This window comes from Mycobacterium sp. IS-1496 (assembly GCF_001499995.1).
Lineage (GTDB): Bacteria > Actinomycetota > Actinomycetes > Mycobacteriales > Mycobacteriaceae > Mycobacterium.
Genome location: NZ_LQIU01000002.1, coordinates 123,977 through 144,476, shown reverse-complemented (window position 1 = coordinate 144,476; position 20,500 = coordinate 123,977). Strand labels below are relative to the sequence as shown.

The window sequence follows — 20,500 nt, the reverse complement described above, 5'->3', positions numbered from 1 at the left end:
ACCAAACGTTACGATCGACAGGCAAGTGGCTGGGTGTCAATCCGCAACGTGTGCAGGGTTTTCCGGGCCGACAGTGAGATCCGTACCGCTACTGGCGTCCGTCGAGGCGACTGACCGTCACGGGGTACCCCGGCGCGTCGATCGAGGCGGTGCACTCACAGCGTCGCCAGAACGTGCCATCCCACGCATCGTCGTACCAGCGGATCATCATCGAACACTGCGCACCATGGCTGCACAGGCCCGCCGCGCACTTACGGCACTCGATCATGTCTTACTCCCCCGTGCAGGATGACGTGAGTTTGATTCCGCCTCAGCATTCCTACCGACGCTCCCGCCTATGTGCTAACCGACTACGACCGTCCCTGTCGGCTCGTGACCAACACGTTGTGTCACCGGGTCACCTCGAACACCTCACCTCTGATCGCCCAGCGGTCACCGAGCCCTGCAAGCGCTGATTCAGCAGCGAGCAACTCGCCGGCGACGCACAAGTGGTCGCAGGGGTCCCACTTGACGCCCTTGCCATAGGGGGCGACGAGTCGGTGCACTACGCCAAGCACTGCTCGACGCTGATCAAGCAGATGCTGTTCGATCTCAGCGGAATCCGCCGGGAGTGTTTCCGCGAGCCGTGCCACGACGTCCGGTAGGACTGTGCGGTCTGTGTGGGCTTGGACTGCGCAGATGACCCCATCGAAGATCCCCTTCATCAGTCCGCCCCACGCCGGCGTGACATCATCCGGCGGCGAGATCTCGAGCCGAAGGGCGAACGGTGCGTCGGGCGCAATTGGCTCGAGAGCCCTCGTCTCGCCGCGGGACAGCGCCAACCACACCGGGGCCAGTTTCGTTTCGTCAGCGGAGTCACCCAAGTCGATCCAGCCGAACGATGCCAGGGTTCGCCCCCGCTGCCAATGCTCGAAGGTTCCAGATCGCGGCGCGAGCGCGTAGCGGTAGCCGAACTGGTACTGCTGATCGTCCGTCGCTGGGAGCAATCCCGAGCCGTGCTCGAAACGGATCCCGTTTGCGCCGGCAATTCTGAAGGTGTCGATGTTGTAGAGGAGAAGGTTCTCGATGTCGGCTCTGGGGTGTTTCGGGCCGAAGAACGTGGCGTGCAGCACTTGATCTGCCGATGGATCCAATTCTCCGCAGTGAGTGCGGATTTCGCCTCGCAGTCGGCGCTGCCATTCAGGCAGATTCCCGAACTTGATGTAGTCGTCCGCCCACGCCTCGACCACCCCACTGCCTCTCGGTCCCCGGATTCCGTGGCGAATCTCCGGCGTCGGGGCCGTCATGGGCGGCTCAGTGCCCTCGGGTGAGACGGGTTGTGCGGCGCTGCCACCGGGGAAGCAAGTCCCGCAACGTTGGATCGGATGACCCACTTGGTTGACTGCCCACTGTTCGAGGTCGGCTAGCCGGCCCGCGCACACCTTCACATTGGTGCCGGTGAGTGCGCCCTTCTTGGTTTCTGCACCGCTTAGTGTCCAACAGTCGGCGCGATGCACGCGCGCTTGTTTCGCGCTGTACCTGCGCAAGATGTTGATGACGAAGCCATCACGGTGATTGGCACACCAGGCCAGATATCCCGCGTCATCGTCGCGGTATTCGAAAACGCTCGGTACGTTCGGGTCTTGCTCAGGCTCCAATGTGGGCCCATCGGTCTCCTCTGACTCGTCTGAGAGGTGCGATGAACGCGGATTCGACCCGTCCGCGATGAACCGCGCGTCAACCGAGGCGGTGACCTCGATGTCTTGCGGTACCAGTTCGACGTTCGATCCGTAGGCAGAGTGCCCCGCGGGCGCCCGCGTCACCGCGTAGGTCTGCCCAGTGCCCACCTCAGGGCGGAGATTGGCGACGAGCATCCCTGCGTCGGCGATCGCGACGGGGCTGATCGTGCCCAGCCCGAGAGCGTCGGCGTACTGCTGGGCGCGTTCGACGGCGTCGTGAACCGCATGCTCGCGGACCTGGCGGACCAACTCATCGCGTCGTTCTGCCGTCAGCGTCCAGCCGATATTCGTGACTCGAAATCCCTCGGTCTGCGTGACATGCCGGCTGACCCAGGACGACAGCGCGGTGAACTCGCGGAACTTCACTTGCAGGCTGACGCTTGCGTGGTGCTCGAGCGGCAGCAGTTCACCGTCCTGATTCCAGGGCCGGGTCGACCAGGTGCGTAAGCGGTCAGCGGACCACCAGGTGATCGCAGGATCCTCGCCGTCCTTCAGCTCAGCCACGGATGCCTGCACGATTTCAAGATCACGTGCGACGCGCGAGTACACCGGCTCCATCGACGGGCCGGCGTAGCTGATCGAGGCGAGAACAGTACCTCGTTCCGGCGGGCGGGACGCCCCGGACATCCCGCGAACCGTGATTTCGGTAAGCATTCGATCAGAGTAGCGTCGGCCACTGACATTTCCGCGAACTTGCGATAGCGCAGCAAAGGTTTGGTGGGTGGACCGGCGAGCGCCGGGTAGAGCTCAACACAGCAGGGCCTTCACATCGCTCACCGCAGCAACCGACTCGCTACCACCGAGCGCGTTGGACGGCTTCCTCGGCCGCAGCGCTGTCGGCGACCAAGGTCACACGCACTCCGGCACCGCCAGTCCCACGCGAACCGGTCGCGACTGCGTGTGATTCGCCACCCAGGCGCCGAGCGGGTGGAACCGACTTCCGGCCGGGCTCGGCAACAGCGGGTCAGTGGTGCGGGACGCCCGTGTATTCCGGATTCGGCGGCACCGACAGCGCGATACCGATCCGATTGGTGGCACCGATGAATGCCGCGATCGAGATGCCCTCCAGGATCAGGTGATCGTCGAGTCCCAACTGCCGCAACCGGTCGAAGTCCGCATCGCGTAGCGACTGCGGATCGTTGTTCACCGCGATCGCCAGATCGGCGAGCGCGCGTTCCCGGTCGGTCAGTTCGGCGACCTGGTGATGGTCGATCGCCACGCGCTGCCCGAACGACCAGTCCCCCGCCACCTTCCCGAGCTTGTTCGCGTGGTTGGTATGGCAGTAGGCGCAACGGTTCTCGCCAGACACCACGGTGGCGATCACCTCACGTTCGCGGGCCGTGAGCCCACCGCGGCCGTCGGCGCCCAGCAGCGGCAGCAAATAGCTGTTGAGCCGGCCGAGATCATCCTCGTTGAGCGACAGCGCGCGGAACCAATTGGAGGTCAGCCCTTCCTCGCGCTGCTGCCGGGTGAAGAAGTTCTTCACGGCGGCATTGCGCAGTGCTTCGACCTCGGGCACCTCGAGTCGCGAGATCCGGGTCGGCGTCAGGCTGGAGTCGGGACGTTCGGCGATGGTGGTCATGCGCGACACTGTGCCCGCGGCTCCGGGCTTCGCCAATCCTTATGCGTCCAATGACTTTAATTACCGCGGCCACACCGACGCCTTCCGGTCAGACTGATCCGAACCGTCGTCTCCGCCCGGTCTTCGGCATCTACTGGAGTGCGATCGTGCCTTTCACGCGAACCCTCCCGGAGGCCCACCATGCTTCGCCCTCTCGTCCGCACCGCCCTGACTCTTGCCGTCCTCGCCTCTGCGGTCGCGTGCACCAGCAATGACGACAGTTCAGGCGGCTACACGCTGCGCATCGGCGCCACCTCGCCGACCGGCACCCCCGCCGGTTCACTCGGGTGGGGCGACAAGCAGGGCATCCTCGCCGAGCAGCTCAAGGACGCGGGCGTCGACAAGATCGAGTACTCGTTCTTTCAGTCCGGCAGCGATGTCGCCTCGGCGTTGTTCGCCGGCGCCGTCGATGTCGCCGCGATCGGTGACAACCCCGCCCTGCGGGCACGCAGTCGGGATCCGAAAGTGGTGCTGCTGGCCCTGGATTCGATCAACAGCGACGCCTGGCTGGTCGGCGCCAAGGGCGGCCCGACCGACATCGCGGGCCTCGTCGGCAAGAACGTCACCGCCCCGCAGGGCACCATCCGGGACCGCGCGGCCAAACAGCTGATCGACGCCGCCGGCCTCACCGGCAAGATCCAGGTCCGGGACGTGCCCACCCCCGAATCGATCGCCGGTCTGAGTTCCGGCCAGATCGACGCCACCGTCGTGACCGGTGCCAGCGCTATCGAGTTGCAGGACAAGGGCTTCCCCATCATCGACAGCCTGTCCCGGCACGGCCTGGGCAGCACGGGCACCAACATCGCATTGTCGCCCTTCACCGACGAGCACCCCGAATTCGCCGAGTCCTGGCGCCGAGCGGTCACCGCGGTCAACCGCGACATCACCGAGAACTTCGGCGACTACACGGCCTGGGTCGCGCAGACCGACGGAACCGACCTCGAATTCGTCAAGCAGTCGACGAAGGTCGACGAGTTCAACACCGAACCGTTCCCCGCCAAGGGCGTCGACCAACTCGAGGCCGCCTACGAGTTCCTCAACGCCGACGGTTCCCTGGAGAACCAGTACTCGGTGCGGGAATGGGCCGGAGCCAAGTCGTGACGGCCGTCGCCGCACCGATACATCCCGGTGTCCGCACGCCGGAACTGATCGACGTCGTCGCCGGGCACCGCCGCCGACGCAGCGTCTGGGCGCGGATCCCGCGCCCGGTGCGCCGGATGATGAGTCCGGTGTTGATCCTGGCGGCGTGGGCCATCGGTTCCGCGACCGGACTTCTGAACGCCGACCTGTTCCCGCCCCCGGCGCACGTGGCCACCACCGCATGGCGGCTGCTCACCGACGGCCAACTCGCCCTGCACGTCGGGGCCTCGGCCACCCGCGTTCTGACCGGCACCGTGGTGGGCATCCTGCTCGGCGTGTTGCTGGCGGTGCTGGCCGGGTTGACCCGCACCGGTGAGGATCTGCTCGACTGGACCATGCAGATCCTCAAGGCGGTGCCGAATTTTGCGCTCACCCCGCTGCTGATCATCTGGATGGGCATCGGCGAGGGCCCCAAGATCGTGCTCATCACGCTCGGCGTCGCGATCGCCATCTACATCAACACCTACTCCGGCATCCGCGGCGTGGATCAACAGCTGGTGGAGATGGCCCAGACCCTCGAGGCTCGGCGCTCCACGCTCATCACACAGGTGATCCTGCCCGGCGCGATGCCGAACTTCCTTGTCGGCCTGCGCCTAGGGCTGTCCAGCGCGTGGCTGAGCCTGATCTTCGCCGAGATGATCAACACCACGGAGGGCATCGGTTTTCTGATGTCGCGGGCGCAGACCAACCTGCAGTTCGACATCTCGCTGCTGGTGATCGTCATCTACGCGGTGGCCGGTCTGGCGTCCTACTCGCTGGTGCGGCTTCTGGAACGTCTGCTGCTGTCCTGGCGCAACGGGTTCGCCGGTTTCGAGGGCGCGGTATGAGCGTGGTCGCGGTCCGCGGCGTGCGGCGCGCATTCGGAGCGCAACAGGTCCTCGACAGCCTCGACCTGGACGTCGCCGACGGCGAGTTCGTCGCGATGCTGGGCAGATCGGGGTCGGGTAAGAGCACGCTGCTGCGGATCCTGGCCGGGCTCGACAACCAGGCCCAGGGTTCGGTGGTGGTGCCCCGGTCGCGCGCGGTCGTGTTCCAGAACCCCCGACTGCTGCCGTGGCGGCGCGCGCTGGCCAACGTCACGTTCGCACTACCCGACGCCGGCCCCGACGCACCCAGCCGGACCGCCCGCGGACATGCCGCCCTCGACGAGGTGGGGCTCTCGGACAAGGCGCGTGCATGGCCACTGTCGCTCTCAGGCGGTGAAGCGCAGCGGGTTTCGCTTGCCCGAGCGCTGGTGCGGGAACCGGATCTGCTGCTGCTCGACGAACCGTTCGGCGCACTCGACGCCCTGACTCGCCTCAAGATGTACCGCCTGCTGCACGATCTGTGGGCCCGCCGCCACATGGCCGTCCTCCACGTCACCCACGACGTGGACGAGGCGATCCTGCTGGCCGACCGGGTGGTCGTGCTCTCCGAAGGCCGGGTCTCGCTGGATCGCCGCGTGGATCTGCCGTTTCCCCGCAGTCGCGGCGACGACGGCTTCGACGATCTGCGCCGCACGCTGCTGGCTGAACTCGGTGTCCGGGAGGAGGTCGGCCATGACCGCAGCGGGTGACGCCGACACCCATGTCACCGACGTCCTGGTGATCGGCGGCGGTCCGGCGGCCACCTGGGCGGCGATCTCGGCCACCGAAGCGGGAAGCCAAGTCACCCTGGTTGACAAGGGATACTGCGGCACCAGCGGCGCCACCGCCGCGGGGGGCAACAACCTGTGGCTGATCCCGCCCGGGCCCCGTCGCGAGGAGTCCGTGAGGGAGCGCGAGGCCGCCGCGGGCGGTCTGACCGATGCCGACTGGATGCTGCGGGTACTGGCCTCGTCGTGGGATCGGATCGAACAACTCGCGCGGTGGGGTTACCCGTTCCCGGTCGGTGACGACGGCAGGCAACTGCGCAGCAGCCTGCAGGGCCCCGAGTACATGCGGCGGATGCGGCGCAAGGCCTACCGCAGCGGGGTCCGCATCCTCGACCATCATCCGGCCACCGCACTCACCGCGGACAGCGACGGAATCGTCAACGGCGCGGTCGGGATCGCCCGCCAGGACGGCGGACGGCCGTGGCGGGTCTCGGCCGGTTCGGTGGTCCTGGCCACCGGCGGCACCGCATTCCTGTCCGGAACGTTCGGCACCAACGTCGACACCGGTGACGGGCTGTTGATGGCCGCCGAGCTGGGCGCTGACCTCTCGGGCATGGAGTTCTGCACCGCCTACGCGCTCGCGCCCGAATGGGGCACCCACACCAAGGGACGCATGCTGCAGTGGGCCAGTTTCTACGACGAACACGGCCGGCCCTTCCCCACCGAACGCGGGCTGGGCGGCCGCAGGGACGCGCAATGGGCGCTGGCTCACGGTGAGCGGGTGTTCGCCAGGCTGGACCGGGCGCCCGAGCACATCCGGCAGACCATGCGCGATGCCCAACCCAACTACTTTCTGCCCCTGGACAAGGCCGGTATCGACCCGTTCGTGACCGCCTACCCGGTCCGCATGGTCTACGAGGGGTCCGTGCGCGGCACCGGAGGTCTGCGGTTGACCGGACCCGACTGTGCGACAACGGTTCCCGGCCTGTTCGCCGCGGGTGACGCCGCGACCCGGGAACTCGTCACCGGTTCGATCAGCGGGGGCGGCAGCCACAACGGTTCGTGGGCGATCGCCTCCGGCGCCTTCGCGGGCCGGGGTGCGGCGGAGTTCAGCCGGCGACACAGGGCAGGTGAGCCCGCCGAGGCCGACCGGGTGGGCCTGCGGCCAGGGCCCCGGAACGCGCCGACCGTCGACGACGTGGTGGGCACCGCGCAGGCGCACGTTCTGCCGCCGCTGCGCAGTCACCTCAAGTCGCACCAGAGGCTGACCGAATCGGCGCAAGCGCTGGAGCGGTTGTGGCGTGACATCACGGGCGGGCTGGCGCCGGTGCCGGCCCGGGAGGCGTACAAGCAGCGGCAGGCCGTCGCCATGGTTGCGGCGGCCCGGTGGATCACCGCCGCATCTTTGGCGCGCACGGAATCCCGCGGTCTGCACCGCCGGGAGGACCTCCCCGACGTCCACCACGGGCTGGGTCACCGCATCCTGGTCGGCGGGCTCGACTCGGTGTGGACCGCGGCTGATCCGGTCCTCCCACAACGAATCTCGTCGGAGGCGGTGGCATGATCGAGATCGTCGCCGCCGCCGCCTGCATCGCCTGCGACCTGTGCGTCAAGGTCTGCCCCACCGATGTCTTCGAGCGCGGCGAGGACGGTATCCCGGTGATCGCCCGCCAGTCCGACTGCCAGACCTGCTTCATGTGCGAGGCATATTGTCCCGTCGATGCGCTGTACGTCTCCCCGGTGTCGGCGCCGGTCGGCGCGGACAGTCCCCATGCGGACGAGGACGCAGTGACCCGCCACGGCCTGCTGGGCGGGTATCGCGACATGCTCGGCTGGGGCCGCGGACGCACCGCAGGAGCGTTGTTGGACCGCAATCCGGTCCTCAAAGCCGTTCCGCCCCTGCCGGAGTCGCGTCTTCCCTCGCCGGCGCCGCTGGCGGACTCGCCGTGGAACCACCCCACGGACTGACGGGTCCAGTCCTCAGACCGCCCAGACCGTCGTCTCCCGGACCGGGCGCCGCTCGAGCACCGGCAACGGCTCGCCGCCGTCGGGTGCCCAGCCCACCCGCACCAGCACCTGCGGGTACGCCTCACCGTCGAAGACCTCGCAGGCCAACGACAGTCGGCTGCGGGCATCGCTCAACGGTGTCGTCAGCGGACAGGTCGCCAAGCCCATCGACGTGGCCGCCAGCACGACATCGCTCATCACCTCACCGGCCCGCAACTGCGCGAGATCGCCGTCGCCTTCGGTGCCGAGCACGAGCAGTACCGCGTCGTCGGCCGGCGCGTCGGCGGCACTGCCGTATTGCAGGACCACGTCACCCGCGGACGACCGTCCCCAGGCGGCCTTCGGCACCACACCGAACCGCACCCCGTCGCGCTCGGAACGCACATGCAGAAACTCGAGTGAGCCCTCCGGAAGCGACTCGGCGCGGTACGGGCGCCGGTCGGCCCGCCGCTGCGCGATCGCCCCGAACAGCTCGGCGTCACCAACGCTCGGCGGCGCCTCGATCAACTCGATCAGCGCCAGGTGGTCGTCATCGTCCCGCTCGGGAAACCGGCGCACCCGCGGAGCCCATCCGCCGGCGGCGAACGCCACCACGCAGTGGTGCAGGACCGCGCCGCAACTGAGCAACACGTCGCGGCGATCGTGGTCGGTGTCGCCCAGCCGGCGAGCCCAGTCGGCGAACAGGTCGACGCCACCGGGAGTGACACGCCAGGACCAGGGCTGCGCGTTCTGCGCCGAGGGCGCGTGCGCGGCGGTGTCCAGCACACGCTCGAGCGTGGCGACATCGGGCAAACCCGCCAGGTGTCTCACCTCCACCGATACGCAGTTGACCACCGATGATAGTGGCACCTGTGACCGCGGCCATATTGTTAGTACCCTAACAATTTGCGTACGATGCAAGTATGTCGTCGTCGACCGCCACGGATCTCGACCCGCTCGCTCTGGAGCGTCAGGTCTGCTTCGCCCTCGCGGTCGCCAATCGCGCCGTCCTGGCCGTCTACCGCCCGCTGCTCGAACCGCTGGGTCTGACCCATCCGCAGTACCTGGTGATGCTGACCCTGTGGGACCACCGGAAGACCTCGACCGCGGATGCCCCGCTGTCGGTCAAGCAGATCGCCAGCGCGCTGCAGCTCGACTCGGCGACGCTCTCACCCATGCTCAAGCGGCTGGAGACCATCGGGCTGATCACCCGCACCCGCAGCACCCTGGACGAGCGCTCGATGAACGTCGAACTCACCGACGCCGGAGTCGCGCTGCGCGAACGGGCCCTGGCGATCCCTTCCGCGGTCGTCGCCCGCCTGGGCGGCGACCTGGACGAACTCGAGAACCTCCACCGCGCGCTGACCCGCATCAACTCCGCCGCCCAGGCGGCGGGCGCCCTCGACCTCTGACCACCCACCACACACAGGAGCCACCATGGCCGACGCCCGCCCGTCGTTCTTCCAGCGCATCACCTACGCCTACGGCCGGCGGCTGCCCGCCTCGATGAGCCGGTGGGTCGCCGAGGACCTCGCCGGACACGGCGCCGTCCGCAGGCACATGATCCGCATGGCCATCCCGCCGCTGCTGGTGCTGGCCCCGTTCTGGCTCCTGCCGACGTCGTTCTACGTGCGGCTGGAGATGACCGCACCGATCTACATCTGGGCGCTGCTGATGGCGCTCGCCCTGAACAAGGTATGGCGCCGTCACCGGTTGGCCCAGCACAACCTCGACCCCAAGCTGGTGGACGTGATCCAGCGCCAGAAGGACGCCCACATCCACGAGGACTACGCCCGGCGCTTCGGACCGCGCCCCGAAGAGGCCAAGTGGCAGCAGAACAGCAGCCCGTTCTGACCGGCTAGCACAGGCGCTGCGGCGATTTGGAGTTGGGTCCCGCCGGGCAGTACATTGTCCGACGGCCCGATCCCCGCTGCAGAAAGCCCACGAACATGCCTGCCACGATTCGGAGCAGCCACGGATGCCGCCGCCGGACCATCTCGCGCGGCGCACGTCGCCGGACCCTTCCGCCCATGGCGGGCCAGGCTTTCGAGATCGTCGTCACCCGGGACGCGACCGGATGGTCGGTGACCGTCCCCGAACTCGGCGCCGTCACCCACCGCACCGAACGGGCCGAAGCCGAGATGGCCGCCCGCGAGCTCATCTCCCGTCACACCGGCATCCCCCACGGCTTCGTCGCCGTCTGGTCACGCGACTGACTCCTGGCGCAAACAGCGTCACAGACCAACACATTTCGCGATCCAACCGAAGCCCAATCGTGACGTGGCGCGCCCACCGGCAGCCCGCGCCGCAGACCGCGTCGCACGTACTGTCACGCCATGCGGGTTGTCCTGGTCGCCGCCGCCGTGGCGGGCTCACTGTTCAGCATCGGTTTCGCGCCGGGCATCGCCTCGGCCGCGCCGACCACCACCGAACCCGTTGAGCGCCCGCTGAGTTCGTCCGAAGTCCTGTTCACCGGCCGGTCCGACATCGTGGACAGCGAGCCCGTGCGCGTCGAGGCGTGGAGCCCGCTCGAGAACGCCGCGGGTGTGCGTGTCTACTTCCTCTCGGGGACGCCCGCCTGCAACGGCGTCCGTGCCCTCACCACCGAGACCGCCGACACCGTCACCGTCGAACTCCAGTCGGGTCTGCTCCCCGAGGCGGCCAACCGCAGGTGCACCGCGAAGGCCGTTCTCGCTGCCACCGACGTCGCGCTCGACGCTCCGCTCGGCGGCCGAAAGGTCCTCAGCCGGTACTGAGTACCGGTCGGCGGTTACTTCCTGCCGAGATCGGGCATCCTCCGCGGGTGTGAGGCACCTCACACGCCGGTGAGCCGATGGCCTCGAAGGGGACACCCATGACCGCTGACAATCCGGTCCGACGCACCGATGTGGACAAGGCGTTGCTCGGCAGCGCCACCTACCGCAGCCTCGGGGAACAGCGCCTGACCCCCGCCGAAGAGCGCTTCGAGAAGGGCCGCCGCACCGTCGGCCTGTTCCTCGCGCCCGTCGTCACGATCGTCTTCCTGCTGCTGCCGATGAACATCCCGGCGCAGCAACAGACCCTGGCCGGCGTGCTGCTCGGCGTGATCGTGCTGTGGGTGACCGAGGCGGTTCCCATTCCCATCGGCGGTCTGCTCGGTGTGGCGGTCGTGGTCTTCCTCGGCGTCGCACCGGCCGACGACGTGCTCGGCCCGTTCGGCTCGTCGACGATCTTCACCTTCATCGGCGCCTTCATTCTGGCGCAGGCGATGCTCAAGCACGGCCTGGCACGGCGGTTCGCGTTCCGCATCCTGGCGTTGCCGCGCGCGGGCCAGTCGACCACCGGGGTGATCCTCGCCTTCGGGGCGATCACCTGTCTGCTGTCGGCGTTCGTCTCCAACACCGCGACCGTCGCGATGTTGTTGCCCACCGCGATCGGCATCCTCGGGGTGATCGCCAAACTGCTGCAGAAACAGGGCAAGGTGGCCGAGGACTTCGACCCGTTGAGGTTGCGAGTCGGTGCGGCGCTCATGTTGATGCTCGCCTACGCGGCCAGTGTCGGGGGTCTGCTGACACCCGTCGGCAGCCCACCGAATCTCATCGGGCGCGGCCTCATCGAAGAGGCCACCGGGGAACGAATCAGCTTCGGGCAGTGGATGGTCATGGCCGCACCGATCTGTCTGCTGATGTTCGCGATCCTCGCCCTCGTGCTGCTCCTGTTGAACAAACCGGAGATCAAGCACATCGACGGCGTCGCCGACTACGTGGCCCGTGAGCGCGAAGAGATGGGCACGCTCTCCCGCGCCGAGAAGAACACGTTGATCGCGTTCGGGACCACGGTGTTCCTGTGGGTGCTGCCAGGCATCGTCGCGCTCATCTTCGGCAACGACTCCGACATGTACTCCACGATCAGCGATCGGTTGGACGAGGGCACGGTCGCGGTATTCGGTGCGGCCCTGCTGTTCCTGCTGCCCACCGACTGGGAGCAGCGCGAATTCACGCTGCGCTGGCGTGACGCGGCCGCGATCGACTGGGGCACGATCGTGCTGTTCGGCACGGGGATCATCTTCGGTTCGCTGCTCGCCGACTCCGGACTGGCCGAGACCATCGGGAACTCGGTCGCCGACGCGCTCGGACTCTCCAGCGTCGTGGCCATCACGATCTTCGCCGTGCTGCTCGCCATCGTCGTCTCGGAGACCACGAGCAACACCGCGTCCGCGGCGGTCGTCGTCCCCATCGTGATCCCGGTCGCCATCGCGGCGGGCGTGAATCCGTTCGTGCCTGCGCTGGCAGCCACGTTCGCCGCATCCTTCGGCTTCATGCTCCCGGTCTCGACGCCACAGAACGCGATCGTCTACGGTTCCGGCGCCGTTCCCATCACGACGATGATCCGCTCCGGCGTCACGTTCGACATCGCGGGCGCGATCCTGATCATCGTCTTCCTGCCGCTGATGATCGCGCTGGTGGGACTGGGCGGATGAGCGCTGCGCACATCGCCGTCATCCCCGGCGACGGAATCGGCACCGAGGTGACGGCGTCGGCGCGCACCGTGCTCGACGCGGTCGCCGCCCGCCACGGGATCGACCTGGCCTACCAGGAATTCGATTGGTCCTGTGAGCGATTCACCCGTGACGGCGCGATGATGCCGGCCGACGGGATCGAGACGCTGCGCGGCTTCGACGCGATCCTGCTCGGCGCCGTCGGCTGGCCGGGCGTACCCGACCACGTCTCGCTGTGGGGCCTGCTCATCCCGATCCGACGGGCGTTCCGGCAGTACGTGAACCTGCGGCCCATCCGGGTCTTCGACGGGGTCGCCAGTCCGCTGCGCGATGCCACCGGCGTCGACTTCGTCGTCGTGCGGGAGAACGTCGAGGGCGAGTACAGCGAGATCGGTGGGCGCCTCAACCGCGGCTTCCCCGACGAGATGGCGGTCCAGGAGTCGGTGTTCAGCCGGGTCGGGATCAGCCGTATCGCCGACTACGCCTTCGACCTCGCCGAGACCCGGCGCCGGTACGTCACCTCGGCGACGAAATCCAACGGCATCGTCCACACCCTGCCGTTCTGGGACGAAGTCGTCGCCGAGCGCGCCGCACGCCATCCGGACGTGCGGTTCGACAGCGAGCACATCGACGCCCTGGCCGCGAAACTCGTCCTGCAACCGCAACGGTTCGACGTGGTGGTGGGCTCGAACCTGTTCGGAGACATCCTCTCCGACCTCGCCGCGGCGGTGGCGGGCTCCATCGGGATCGCTCCGTCGGCGAACCTCGACCCCACCAAGCAGTACCCCTCGATGTTCGAACCCGTCCACGGATCGGCGCCCGACATCGCCGGGAAGGGCGTCGCCAACCCGATCGGCGCGGTGTGGTCGGCGGCGTTGATGCTCGAGCACCTCGGACACGCCGCCGCGGCCGCCGATGTGATGACCGCGGTCGAGCGGACACTGGCGCAACCGCAGACGCGCACCGGCGACCTGGGCGGGCACGCGTCGACCGCCGACGTCACCGAGGCGTTGGCCGCCCAGTTGCGCTGACGCGCCGGCGACACCGATACGGCACACTGAGCGGTATGGCACCACAGGACCCGCTACAGCTCGGAGTGCTGGCCGGTGACGGCATCGGACCCGAGATCGTCTCGGCCACAGTGCAGATCACCGAGCGCGCGCTGGCGGCGGTATCGGTTCCGGTCGACTGGCGGCGGCTGCGTATGGGGGCCGAGGCGATCACCGGTGACGGCACTCCCCTGCCGGACGCCACGCTCGCCGCACTCGACCGTCTCGACGCGTGGCTGCTCGGCCCGCACGACAACGCGAGCTACCCCGACCCGTTCCGCGACGCCCTGTCCCCCGGCGGCACCATCCGCAAACGCTACGGGCTCTACGCCAACATCCGGCCGGCCCGCCGGCTGAGCGACACGATCCCCGCGGTGTGTCCCGCCCTCGACGTGGTGGTGGTGCGCGAGAACACCGAGGGCTTCTACTCCGACCGCAACATGTACGACGGCGCCGGCGAGTTCATGCCGACGGCGGACGTCGCGATGGCGGTCGCCGTGTTCACCCGGGAGGCCTGCGAACGCATTGCGCACCAGGCGTTCCGGCTGGCGCGCACGCGGCGCCACTCGGTCACCGTCGCCCACAAGGCCAATGTGCTGTCCAAGACGACGGGGCTGTTCCGCGACAGCTGCCTGCGGGTCGCCGAACAGTATCCCGACGTGACCGTGCGCCTCGAGCACATCGACGCGCTGGCCGCCCTCCTGGTCGCCCGTCCCGCAGAGTTCGACGTCATCGTCGCCGAGAACATGTTCGGCGACATCCTCTCCGACCTGACCGGTCAGCTCGCCGGTTCACTCGGGATGGCGCCATCGGTGAACGCGTCCGACACCAAGGCCATGGCGCAGGCTGCGCACGGTTCGGCGCCGGACATCGCCGGACGCAACACCGCCAACCCCGTCGCGATGATCCTGTCCACCGCGATGCTGCTCGAATGGCTGGCCCAACGGCACGGCCGCGCTGCGCTGATCGATGCCGCGGCGCTGATACGAGATGCGGTGTGCCGCAGCCTCGATGACGGTGTGCACACCCCCGACCTCGGCGGTGCGGCGACCACCACCGGCTTCACCGAGCACGTGCTGTCGGTGCTCGCGTCGGCCTGACCCGCTACGTCGCCTCGATCCCGTCCTTGCCGTCGGCGGCCTTCTCACCGGCGTCCTCGGTGTCGCGGCGCCGCTCGCGCAACACGAACGCCGCCAACGCCAAAACCAGGACCACGCCGCCGAGGACGCCGATCTCGACCACCGCCCTCGCGAACGCCGGTCCCTTCTCCAGCAGCGTCGCCGCCTCCACGGAGAGCACCACGATCTCCTTGATGCCGGCCAGGATTCCGACGATGAGGAACGGTTCGGCAACGATCTCGTGCGAACGCAGGCACGTGCGGACGGCGTAGAGCAGTTCGACGAAGATGAAGATCAGCAGCAGTCCGTCGAGCACTTCGAGCATCACCGTCGACGCCGGTGTGTTGCGTAGCCGCAGCATCGTGTTGAACTGCGACACCAGCAGCGCGACCGAACAGATCACCAGCACGGACGCGATGGCCCAGTAGACCGCGTCCTCGAGCATCCCGAGCGCCCGGTCGGCGAAGCGCTGCCGCTCCTGCTCTTCCGGCTTGGACTTCGTCCGTTCCGCCACCGCCACCCTCCCACCGCCGTCCGAGGCAGTCAGGCTAACCGCCGATTCGCCTGCCGGGTCAGCGATTCAGCCACCAGATGCGCGACGACAGCACGGTCGCGAAGCCACACCAGAGCGGATAGAGGGCCAACGGCGCCGCCTGTGCGCCTTTCGCCTCGACGGCGCGACGGGTCAGATCCGCACTGCTGGCGGCGAGCGCGCCCGCCGCCACCGCCGACAGCGCCAGCTTGTGCTGGTTGAAGAACAGCCACGACCAGCTGCCGTTGAGGACCAGGTTGGCGGCCAGCGCGGTGGTGTAGGCCCGCGCCTTCTCCGGTTGGCCGGTGTCGTGGTAGTGGTCGATCGTCGACGCCGAGACGGCCGCGATGTCGGCGTACAGCACCGGCCACACGATTCCGAACGCCTGCCCCGGCGGCTGGAAACTCGGCTTCTTCAGCTTCGCGTACCACGGCGAAAGGACCGGCCGGCTGGCAAGTCCGCCGAGCGCCCCGGTGGCGAACACCGTGCCGGCAGTCTTGGCGAGGGTCGACGCACGCATGGGTTCCCTTTCGACGAGTCATCATCACGTACCCCGCACCGCCGCCGGGCAACCGTGACCGCCGCTGAGCTAGCGTCAAGGACGTCGAGATGCGCTGAGGATCGGAGTTTCGGGTGGTGGGCACGGGGGTCGCGGGCTCGACCACCACCGGCACCGTGCGCCCGGCGCTGTTGGTCGGCGGTCTGAGCATCGTCGTCCTCACCGTCGCCGTGCTGCAGACGGCGGTCGTGCCGGTGCTCGGGGTCATCGAGGAACAACTCGGCGCCTCCACCGTCGCCGTGAGCTGGGCGGTCACCGCCAACCTGCTGGCCGCCATCGCGGCGACGCCGCTGCTCGGCCGTCTGGCGGATCTGTACAGCAAGAAGCGCGTGCTTCTCGGCGTGCTGGTCGTGGTGCTCGTCGGGTCGGTCCTCGCGGCGGTGACCTCGTCGTTGCCGCTGCTGATCGTCGCCCGGGTGTTGCAGGGCGCCTCGTACGCGCTGTACCCGATCAGCGTGGCGGTGTTGCGCGAGGAACTCCCGCCCGGACGGTTGGCCGGGGCCATGGCGGTCATGTCGGGCACGCTCGGCTTCGGCGGCGGCGTCGGACTGGTGGTCGTCGGGCTGTTGATGAGCGGTGACGCGGACTACCACCGCGTGTTCTGGCTGACCACCGGCTTCACTGTCGTCGTCCTCGGGATCGTCGTGTTCCTGGTACCGGCGCGCCGACGCCGCGCCGAGGGGTCGATCGACTGGCTGGGCGCCGTCGGTCTGGCGGCCGGGCTGTCGGCGGTGCTGCTGGCCGTCACCCAGGGCAACGCGTGGGGGTGGGTGTCGGCCCGAACGCTGGTCTGCGCGCTCGGCGGTGCGTCCCTTCTGGTCGTGTGGTGGATGTGGGAGAAGCGGCGCGTCCACCCTCTGGTGTCCACGCGCATGCTCACCAAGCCGGCGATGCTGCTCACCAACCTCGCCACGATCTTCGTGGGGATGGGGCTGTACTTCGCGTTCCTCGGGCTGACCCAGTTCGTCCAGATCCCGCGGGAGGCGGCCGGATACGGGTTCGGCGCCTCCGTGCTGCAGTCGAGTGTGGTGTACCTGCTTCCGGGCGCCGTCACGGGTTTCGCCGTCGCGCTGGTCAGCGGTCGCTTCATCGACCGGTACGGCGCCCGCCGTGTCCTGGTCGTCGCCGCGATGGCCGGAGTCGTCGGGTTCGTCCTGCTGGCCGTCGCACACGATCAGCCGTGGCAGGTGATCGTGGCGGGGATTCTCGCCAACGCCTACATCAGCCTCGGGTACGGCGCCCTCCCGGCACTGGTCGTCGCGGAGGTCGAGGCCGGCGAGACCGGGGTGGCCACCGGGATCAACGCGATCGCCCGCACCGTCGGCAGTTCCATGGCCGCCGCGGTCGTCGCGGTGCTGCTGGGACGCTCGGTGCCCGGCACCGATGTGCCGATGGAGAGCAGCTTCGTGGTCGTTTTCGTGGCGGGCGCCGTCACCGCGGCGCTGGCGCTGACACTGATCGCGCTCACCCGCACGCGACCGCGGGCGGTCGACCCGGATGCGCTGTCACACACCCGCGCGATGAACCACGAATGGGGTTAGCGCAGCGACGCGAGATTGCTGACCGATTTGTGCACGTCGGATTCGATGACCTTCGCCACCAGCGACCCGACCCTGGTGTTGAGCAGACCGCCGGACAGGTCGGCGACCACCCGGAAGTTCGAGCCGGTGTTCGGCTCCTCCTCGACGTGCAGCGACAGCGCGATGCAGATCGCCGGGAACCCCGTCCCGATCAGCTCGATCTCCTTGGGCTCGTCGTAACGGGTCACCCGCCAGTGGATGGTGTTGCGGAATCCCTTGACCTTGATCAACGACGACACGCAGGTGCCGACTTCGATCTCGGCCGGGACCTGGCTGCGCCAGCCTCCGAAGATCGTCAGCCACTCGTCGAACCGCCGCAGGTTGGAAGCCAACTCCCACGCCTTCTCCGGCGTGAGGTCGGATGAGACCGCCACGTCAACCGATGCCATGGCTCCCCATTACCCTGCCCGTGCGGCCAGGTAAACGGCCTGCGCGGATTCCGGACGGGACCCCGGTCACACTGCGACACTGAATCGGAAACCGCCGCACCGATCACCGCGCCCGTCGGGCGCCCTGACCGGCTGGGAAGCCGTCCGCGGCAAAGCGCGGATTCTTCTGCTGGAACCCCCTCGGGATGAGGGATTCCATTGTAAAAATGTTAAATCGTTGCGGAATCACTTGCGAAGGGTGCCGGTATCGGCGATTGTTTACGCACAGTCCGCAGGGCTGGGATCTGAGGAGGCTGCTTTCTGACCGGCACACACACCACTTCGGTGAACCAGACCGTCGACGGGGTCGCCCCCCAGAAGGGCGGCCCGGTCATCGAGATCGACCATGTGACGAAGCGGTTCGCCGACTACGTCGCCGTCGCCGACGCGGACTTCTCCATCGCCTCCGGCGAGTTCTTCTCGATGCTGGGGCCGTCCGGGTGCGGGAAGACCACGACGTTGCGGATGATCGCCGGCTTCGAGACACCGACGTCGGGCGCGATCCGACTGGAGGGCACCGATGTCTCGCGCGTCCCCCCGCACAAGCGCAACGTCAACACGGTGTTCCAGCACTACGCGCTGTTCCCGCACATGAGCGTCTGGGACAACGTCGCCTACGGCCCGCGCAGCATGAAGAAGGACAAATCCGAAGTCAAACGCCGCGTCGACGAACTGCTCGAGGTGGTCCGCCTGACCGACTTCGCCAAGCGCAAACCGGGACAACTCTCCGGCGGTCAGCAGCAGCGCGTGGCGCTGGCCCGCGCACTCGTGAACTACCCGAGTGCGCTGCTGCTCGACGAACCGCTCGGCGCGCTCGACCTCAAACTGCGCCACGCCATGCAGTTCGAGCTCAAACGGATCCAGCGCGAAGTGGGCATCACGTTCATCTACGTCACCCACGATCAGGAAGAGGCGCTGACGATGAGCGACCGCATCGCGGTCATGAACGCCGGCAACGTCGAACAGATCGGCACACCGACCGACATCTACGACCGGCCCGCGACGGTGTTCGTCGCCAACTTCATCGGACAGGCCAACCTGTGGGCGGGGCGCCAGACCGGTCGCCTCAACGGTGGCTACGTCGAAGTCGACGTCCTCGGCAGCAAGCTGAAGGCGAAACCGGGTGACACCGCCATCGAGGCGGGCGGGCACGCGACGCTGATGGTGCGGCCCGAACGCCTCCGGGTGTCGCTGGAGCCCCCGGTGGGCGATGTCGCCGCGGCCCGGGCGACCGTGCGGGACTTGACCTTCCAGGGTCCGGTGGTGCGCCTCTCGCTGGCCGCACCCGACGATTCCCCGATCGTCGCCCACATCGGACCCGAACATCACCTGCCGTCGCTGCGCCCCGGTGACCAGGTGTACGTCTGCTGGTCGCCCGACGCCTCGCTGGTGCTGCCCGCCGCCGACATCCCGACCACCGAGGATCTCGAAGAGATGCTCGACGAGTCCTGACCCCGCACCGTCCCCGCCGTTTCCCTCCCCCGGCCCTTCTCACCATCAGAAGATCACGAAAGGCACACCAGTCATGCCCCGATCGTCAGAGCTCGACCCGCAACTGGCCGCCCGGCTCGCCGCCGCCCGGACGTCGCGGCGGCGGTTCCTCGGCGGCGGCGCCGCCGCGGCCGCTGCGCTGGCACTGGGCCCGGCGGTCCTGGCCGCGTGCGGTTCGGACGGTGGTGGCTCCGAGTCGACGGCCACCGACGACGGCGGCCCGGCCGGCGGGACGCTCCGGGTCTCGAACTGGCCGCTGTACATGGCCGACGGATTCGTCGCCGCCTTCCAGACCGCATCCGGGGTCACCGTCGACTACAAAGAGGACTTCAACGACAACGAGGAGTGGTTCGCCAAGGTCAAGGAACCGCTCTCACGTAAGCAGGACATCGGCGCCGATCTGGTCATCCCGACCGAGTTCATGGCGGCCCGCATCAACGGCCTCGGATGGCTCAACGAGATCCGTGCCGATCGCGTGCCGAACAAGAAGAACCTCCGTCCCGATCTGCTGAACTCCGCGATCGACCCGGGCCGCAACAAGACCGCGCCCTACATGACCGGCATGGTCGGCCTCGCCTACAACAAGGCCGCCACCGGACGGGAGATCACCCGGATCGAGGACCTGTGGGACCCGGCGTTCAAGGGTCGGGTCAGCCTGCTCTCCGACACCCAGGACGGCCTGGGCATGGTGATGCTGTCGCAGGGCGCCTCCCCGGAGCGGCCCTCGACCGAGGCCGTGCAGAAGGCCGTCGACCTGGTGCGCCAGCAGAAGGACAGCGGGCAGATCCGCCGCTTCACCGGCAACGACTACGCCGACGACCTCGCCGCGGGCAATGTCGCCATCGCACAGGCCTATTCGGGTGACGTGGTGCAGTTGAAGGCGGACAACCCCGATCTGGAGTTCATCGTCCCGGAGGCCGGGGGCACGTGGTTCATCGACACGATGGTGATCCCCTACACCACGCAGAACCAGAGTGCCGCCGAGGCGTGGATCGACTACGTCTACGACCGGGCCAACTACGCGAAGCTGATCGCCTTCACCCAGTTCGTGCCGGTGCTGTCCGAGATGACCGACGAACTGAACAAGATCGATCCCGGCGTCGCGTCCAACCCGCTGATCAACCCGCCGGAGTCGACGGTGAACAACCTCAAGTCGTGGGCGGCGCTGACCGACGAGCAGACGCAGGAGTACAACACCATGTACGCCGCGGTGACCGGGGGCTGACGC

21 protein-coding genes are annotated in these 20,500 nt (G+C 68.1%); 15 read left to right on the top strand and 6 right to left on the bottom strand.

Annotation, left to right across the window (positions count from 1 at the left end; translation table 11 throughout):
* Positions 1–389 precede the first annotated feature (389 nt).
* Entirely contained in the window at positions 390–2,372 is a 1,983-nt protein-coding gene (locus AU195_RS25005; RefSeq protein WP_082702937.1) for an SIMPL domain-containing protein, read from the bottom strand.
* A gap of 310 nt (positions 2,373–2,682) precedes the next feature.
* A complete protein-coding gene (locus AU195_RS02575; RefSeq protein ID WP_059157490.1) occupies positions 2,683–3,300 on the bottom strand; it encodes a peroxidase-related enzyme in 618 nt (205 codons plus the stop codon).
* A gap of 180 nt (positions 3,301–3,480) precedes the next feature.
* Here AU195_RS02575 and AU195_RS02570 point away from each other — a divergent pair, with 180 nt between their 5' ends.
* The 5 genes from AU195_RS02570 to AU195_RS02550 are packed head-to-tail and all read left to right on the top strand — an operon-like array spanning position 3,481 to position 8,020.
* Entirely contained in the window at positions 3,481–4,440 is a 960-nt protein-coding gene (locus tag AU195_RS02570) for an ABC transporter substrate-binding protein (protein ID WP_059157489.1), read from the top strand.
* Positions 4,419–5,306 carry an ABC transporter permease gene (locus AU195_RS02565; protein WP_059157488.1) on the top strand — a complete coding sequence of 296 codons (888 nt, stop codon included), beginning with the start codon at positions 4,419–4,421 and terminating at the stop codon, positions 5,304–5,306. Before AU195_RS02570 ends, AU195_RS02565 begins: the two co-directional genes overlap by 22 nt.
* Positions 5,303–6,034, top strand: a complete 732-nt coding sequence (locus AU195_RS02560) for an ABC transporter ATP-binding protein (RefSeq protein ID WP_059157487.1) — start codon at positions 5,303–5,305, stop codon at positions 6,032–6,034. The genes AU195_RS02565 and AU195_RS02560 overlap by 4 nt, the downstream gene beginning before the upstream one ends.
* Complete coding sequence (locus tag AU195_RS02555; protein ID WP_059157486.1) at positions 6,018–7,616, top strand: FAD-dependent oxidoreductase; 1,599 nt, start codon at positions 6,018–6,020, stop codon at positions 7,614–7,616. The genes AU195_RS02560 and AU195_RS02555 overlap by 17 nt, the downstream gene beginning before the upstream one ends.
* Complete coding sequence (locus AU195_RS02550) at positions 7,613–8,020, top strand: 4Fe-4S dicluster domain-containing protein (RefSeq protein ID WP_059157485.1); 408 nt, start codon at positions 7,613–7,615, stop codon at positions 8,018–8,020. Before AU195_RS02555 ends, AU195_RS02550 begins: the two co-directional genes overlap by 4 nt.
* A 12-nt stretch (positions 8,021–8,032) precedes the next feature.
* On the opposite strand, the gene AU195_RS02545 is transcribed toward AU195_RS02550, so the two are convergent.
* Positions 8,033–8,875, bottom strand: coding sequence for a nitroreductase family protein (locus AU195_RS02545; protein ID WP_286149104.1), 843 nt, complete (start codon positions 8,873–8,875; stop codon positions 8,033–8,035).
* 86 nt (positions 8,876–8,961) lie between these two features.
* Between AU195_RS02545 and AU195_RS02540 the strand changes: the two genes are divergently transcribed.
* From AU195_RS02540 to AU195_RS02510, 7 genes are all read left to right on the top strand, one after another.
* Positions 8,962–9,450 carry a MarR family winged helix-turn-helix transcriptional regulator gene (locus tag AU195_RS02540; RefSeq protein ID WP_059157484.1) on the top strand — a complete coding sequence of 163 codons (489 nt, stop codon included), beginning with the start codon at positions 8,962–8,964 and terminating at the stop codon, positions 9,448–9,450.
* Between the two features lie 25 nt (positions 9,451–9,475).
* Positions 9,476–9,892 (top strand): DUF5313 domain-containing protein, encoded by a 417-nt coding sequence (locus AU195_RS02535; protein ID WP_059157483.1) that lies wholly within the window; start codon positions 9,476–9,478, stop codon positions 9,890–9,892.
* Positions 9,893–10,068: 176 nt separating this feature from the next.
* Positions 10,069–10,254: a hypothetical protein gene (locus AU195_RS02530; protein WP_059093464.1), complete on the top strand. Its 186-nt coding sequence runs from the start codon at positions 10,069–10,071 to the stop codon at positions 10,252–10,254.
* Between the two features lie 120 nt (positions 10,255–10,374).
* Positions 10,375–10,794 carry a hypothetical protein gene (locus AU195_RS02525; RefSeq protein WP_059157482.1) on the top strand — a complete coding sequence of 140 codons (420 nt, stop codon included), beginning with the start codon at positions 10,375–10,377 and terminating at the stop codon, positions 10,792–10,794.
* A gap of 98 nt (positions 10,795–10,892) precedes the next feature.
* Positions 10,893–12,497: an SLC13 family permease gene (locus AU195_RS02520; protein ID WP_059157481.1), complete on the top strand. Its 1,605-nt coding sequence runs from the start codon at positions 10,893–10,895 to the stop codon at positions 12,495–12,497.
* Positions 12,494–13,546, top strand: a complete 1,053-nt coding sequence (locus tag AU195_RS02515; protein WP_059157480.1) for a tartrate dehydrogenase — start codon at positions 12,494–12,496, stop codon at positions 13,544–13,546. Before AU195_RS02520 ends, AU195_RS02515 begins: the two co-directional genes overlap by 4 nt.
* Positions 13,547–13,581: 35 nt before the next feature.
* Complete coding sequence (locus AU195_RS02510) at positions 13,582–14,664, top strand: isocitrate/isopropylmalate dehydrogenase family protein (protein WP_059157479.1); 1,083 nt, start codon at positions 13,582–13,584, stop codon at positions 14,662–14,664.
* A gap of 4 nt (positions 14,665–14,668) precedes the next feature.
* Here the strand turns inward: AU195_RS02510 and AU195_RS02505 are convergent, their stop codons facing one another.
* Positions 14,669–15,196 carry a phosphate-starvation-inducible PsiE family protein gene (locus AU195_RS02505; protein WP_059157515.1) on the bottom strand — a complete coding sequence of 176 codons (528 nt, stop codon included), beginning with the start codon at positions 15,194–15,196 and terminating at the stop codon, positions 14,669–14,671.
* A gap of 58 nt (positions 15,197–15,254) precedes the next feature.
* The gene (locus AU195_RS02500; RefSeq protein WP_059157478.1) at positions 15,255–15,734 is read right to left on the bottom strand and encodes a TspO/MBR family protein; all 480 of its coding nucleotides are present in this window, start codon (positions 15,732–15,734) and stop codon (positions 15,255–15,257) included.
* A gap of 113 nt (positions 15,735–15,847) precedes the next feature.
* Here AU195_RS02500 and AU195_RS02495 point away from each other — a divergent pair, with 113 nt between their 5' ends.
* Positions 15,848–17,314 (top strand): MFS transporter, encoded by a 1,467-nt coding sequence (locus tag AU195_RS02495; RefSeq protein WP_059157477.1) that lies wholly within the window; start codon positions 15,848–15,850, stop codon positions 17,312–17,314.
* Here AU195_RS02495 and AU195_RS02490 read toward each other — a convergent pair.
* Positions 17,311–17,742, bottom strand: a complete 432-nt coding sequence (locus AU195_RS02490) for a type II toxin-antitoxin system Rv0910 family toxin (protein WP_059157476.1) — start codon at positions 17,740–17,742, stop codon at positions 17,311–17,313. The two genes, AU195_RS02495 and AU195_RS02490, sit on opposite strands and share 4 nt — an antisense overlap.
* A gap of 324 nt (positions 17,743–18,066) precedes the next feature.
* Between AU195_RS02490 and AU195_RS02485 the strand changes: the two genes are divergently transcribed.
* Both AU195_RS02485 and AU195_RS02480 read left to right on the top strand, forming a co-directional pair.
* Entirely contained in the window at positions 18,067–19,233 is a 1,167-nt protein-coding gene (locus tag AU195_RS02485) for an ABC transporter ATP-binding protein (protein WP_059157475.1), read from the top strand.
* 73 nt (positions 19,234–19,306) lie between these two features.
* A complete protein-coding gene (locus AU195_RS02480; RefSeq protein WP_059157474.1) occupies positions 19,307–20,497 on the top strand; it encodes a polyamine ABC transporter substrate-binding protein in 1,191 nt (396 codons plus the stop codon).
* Positions 20,498–20,500 lie beyond the last annotated feature (3 nt).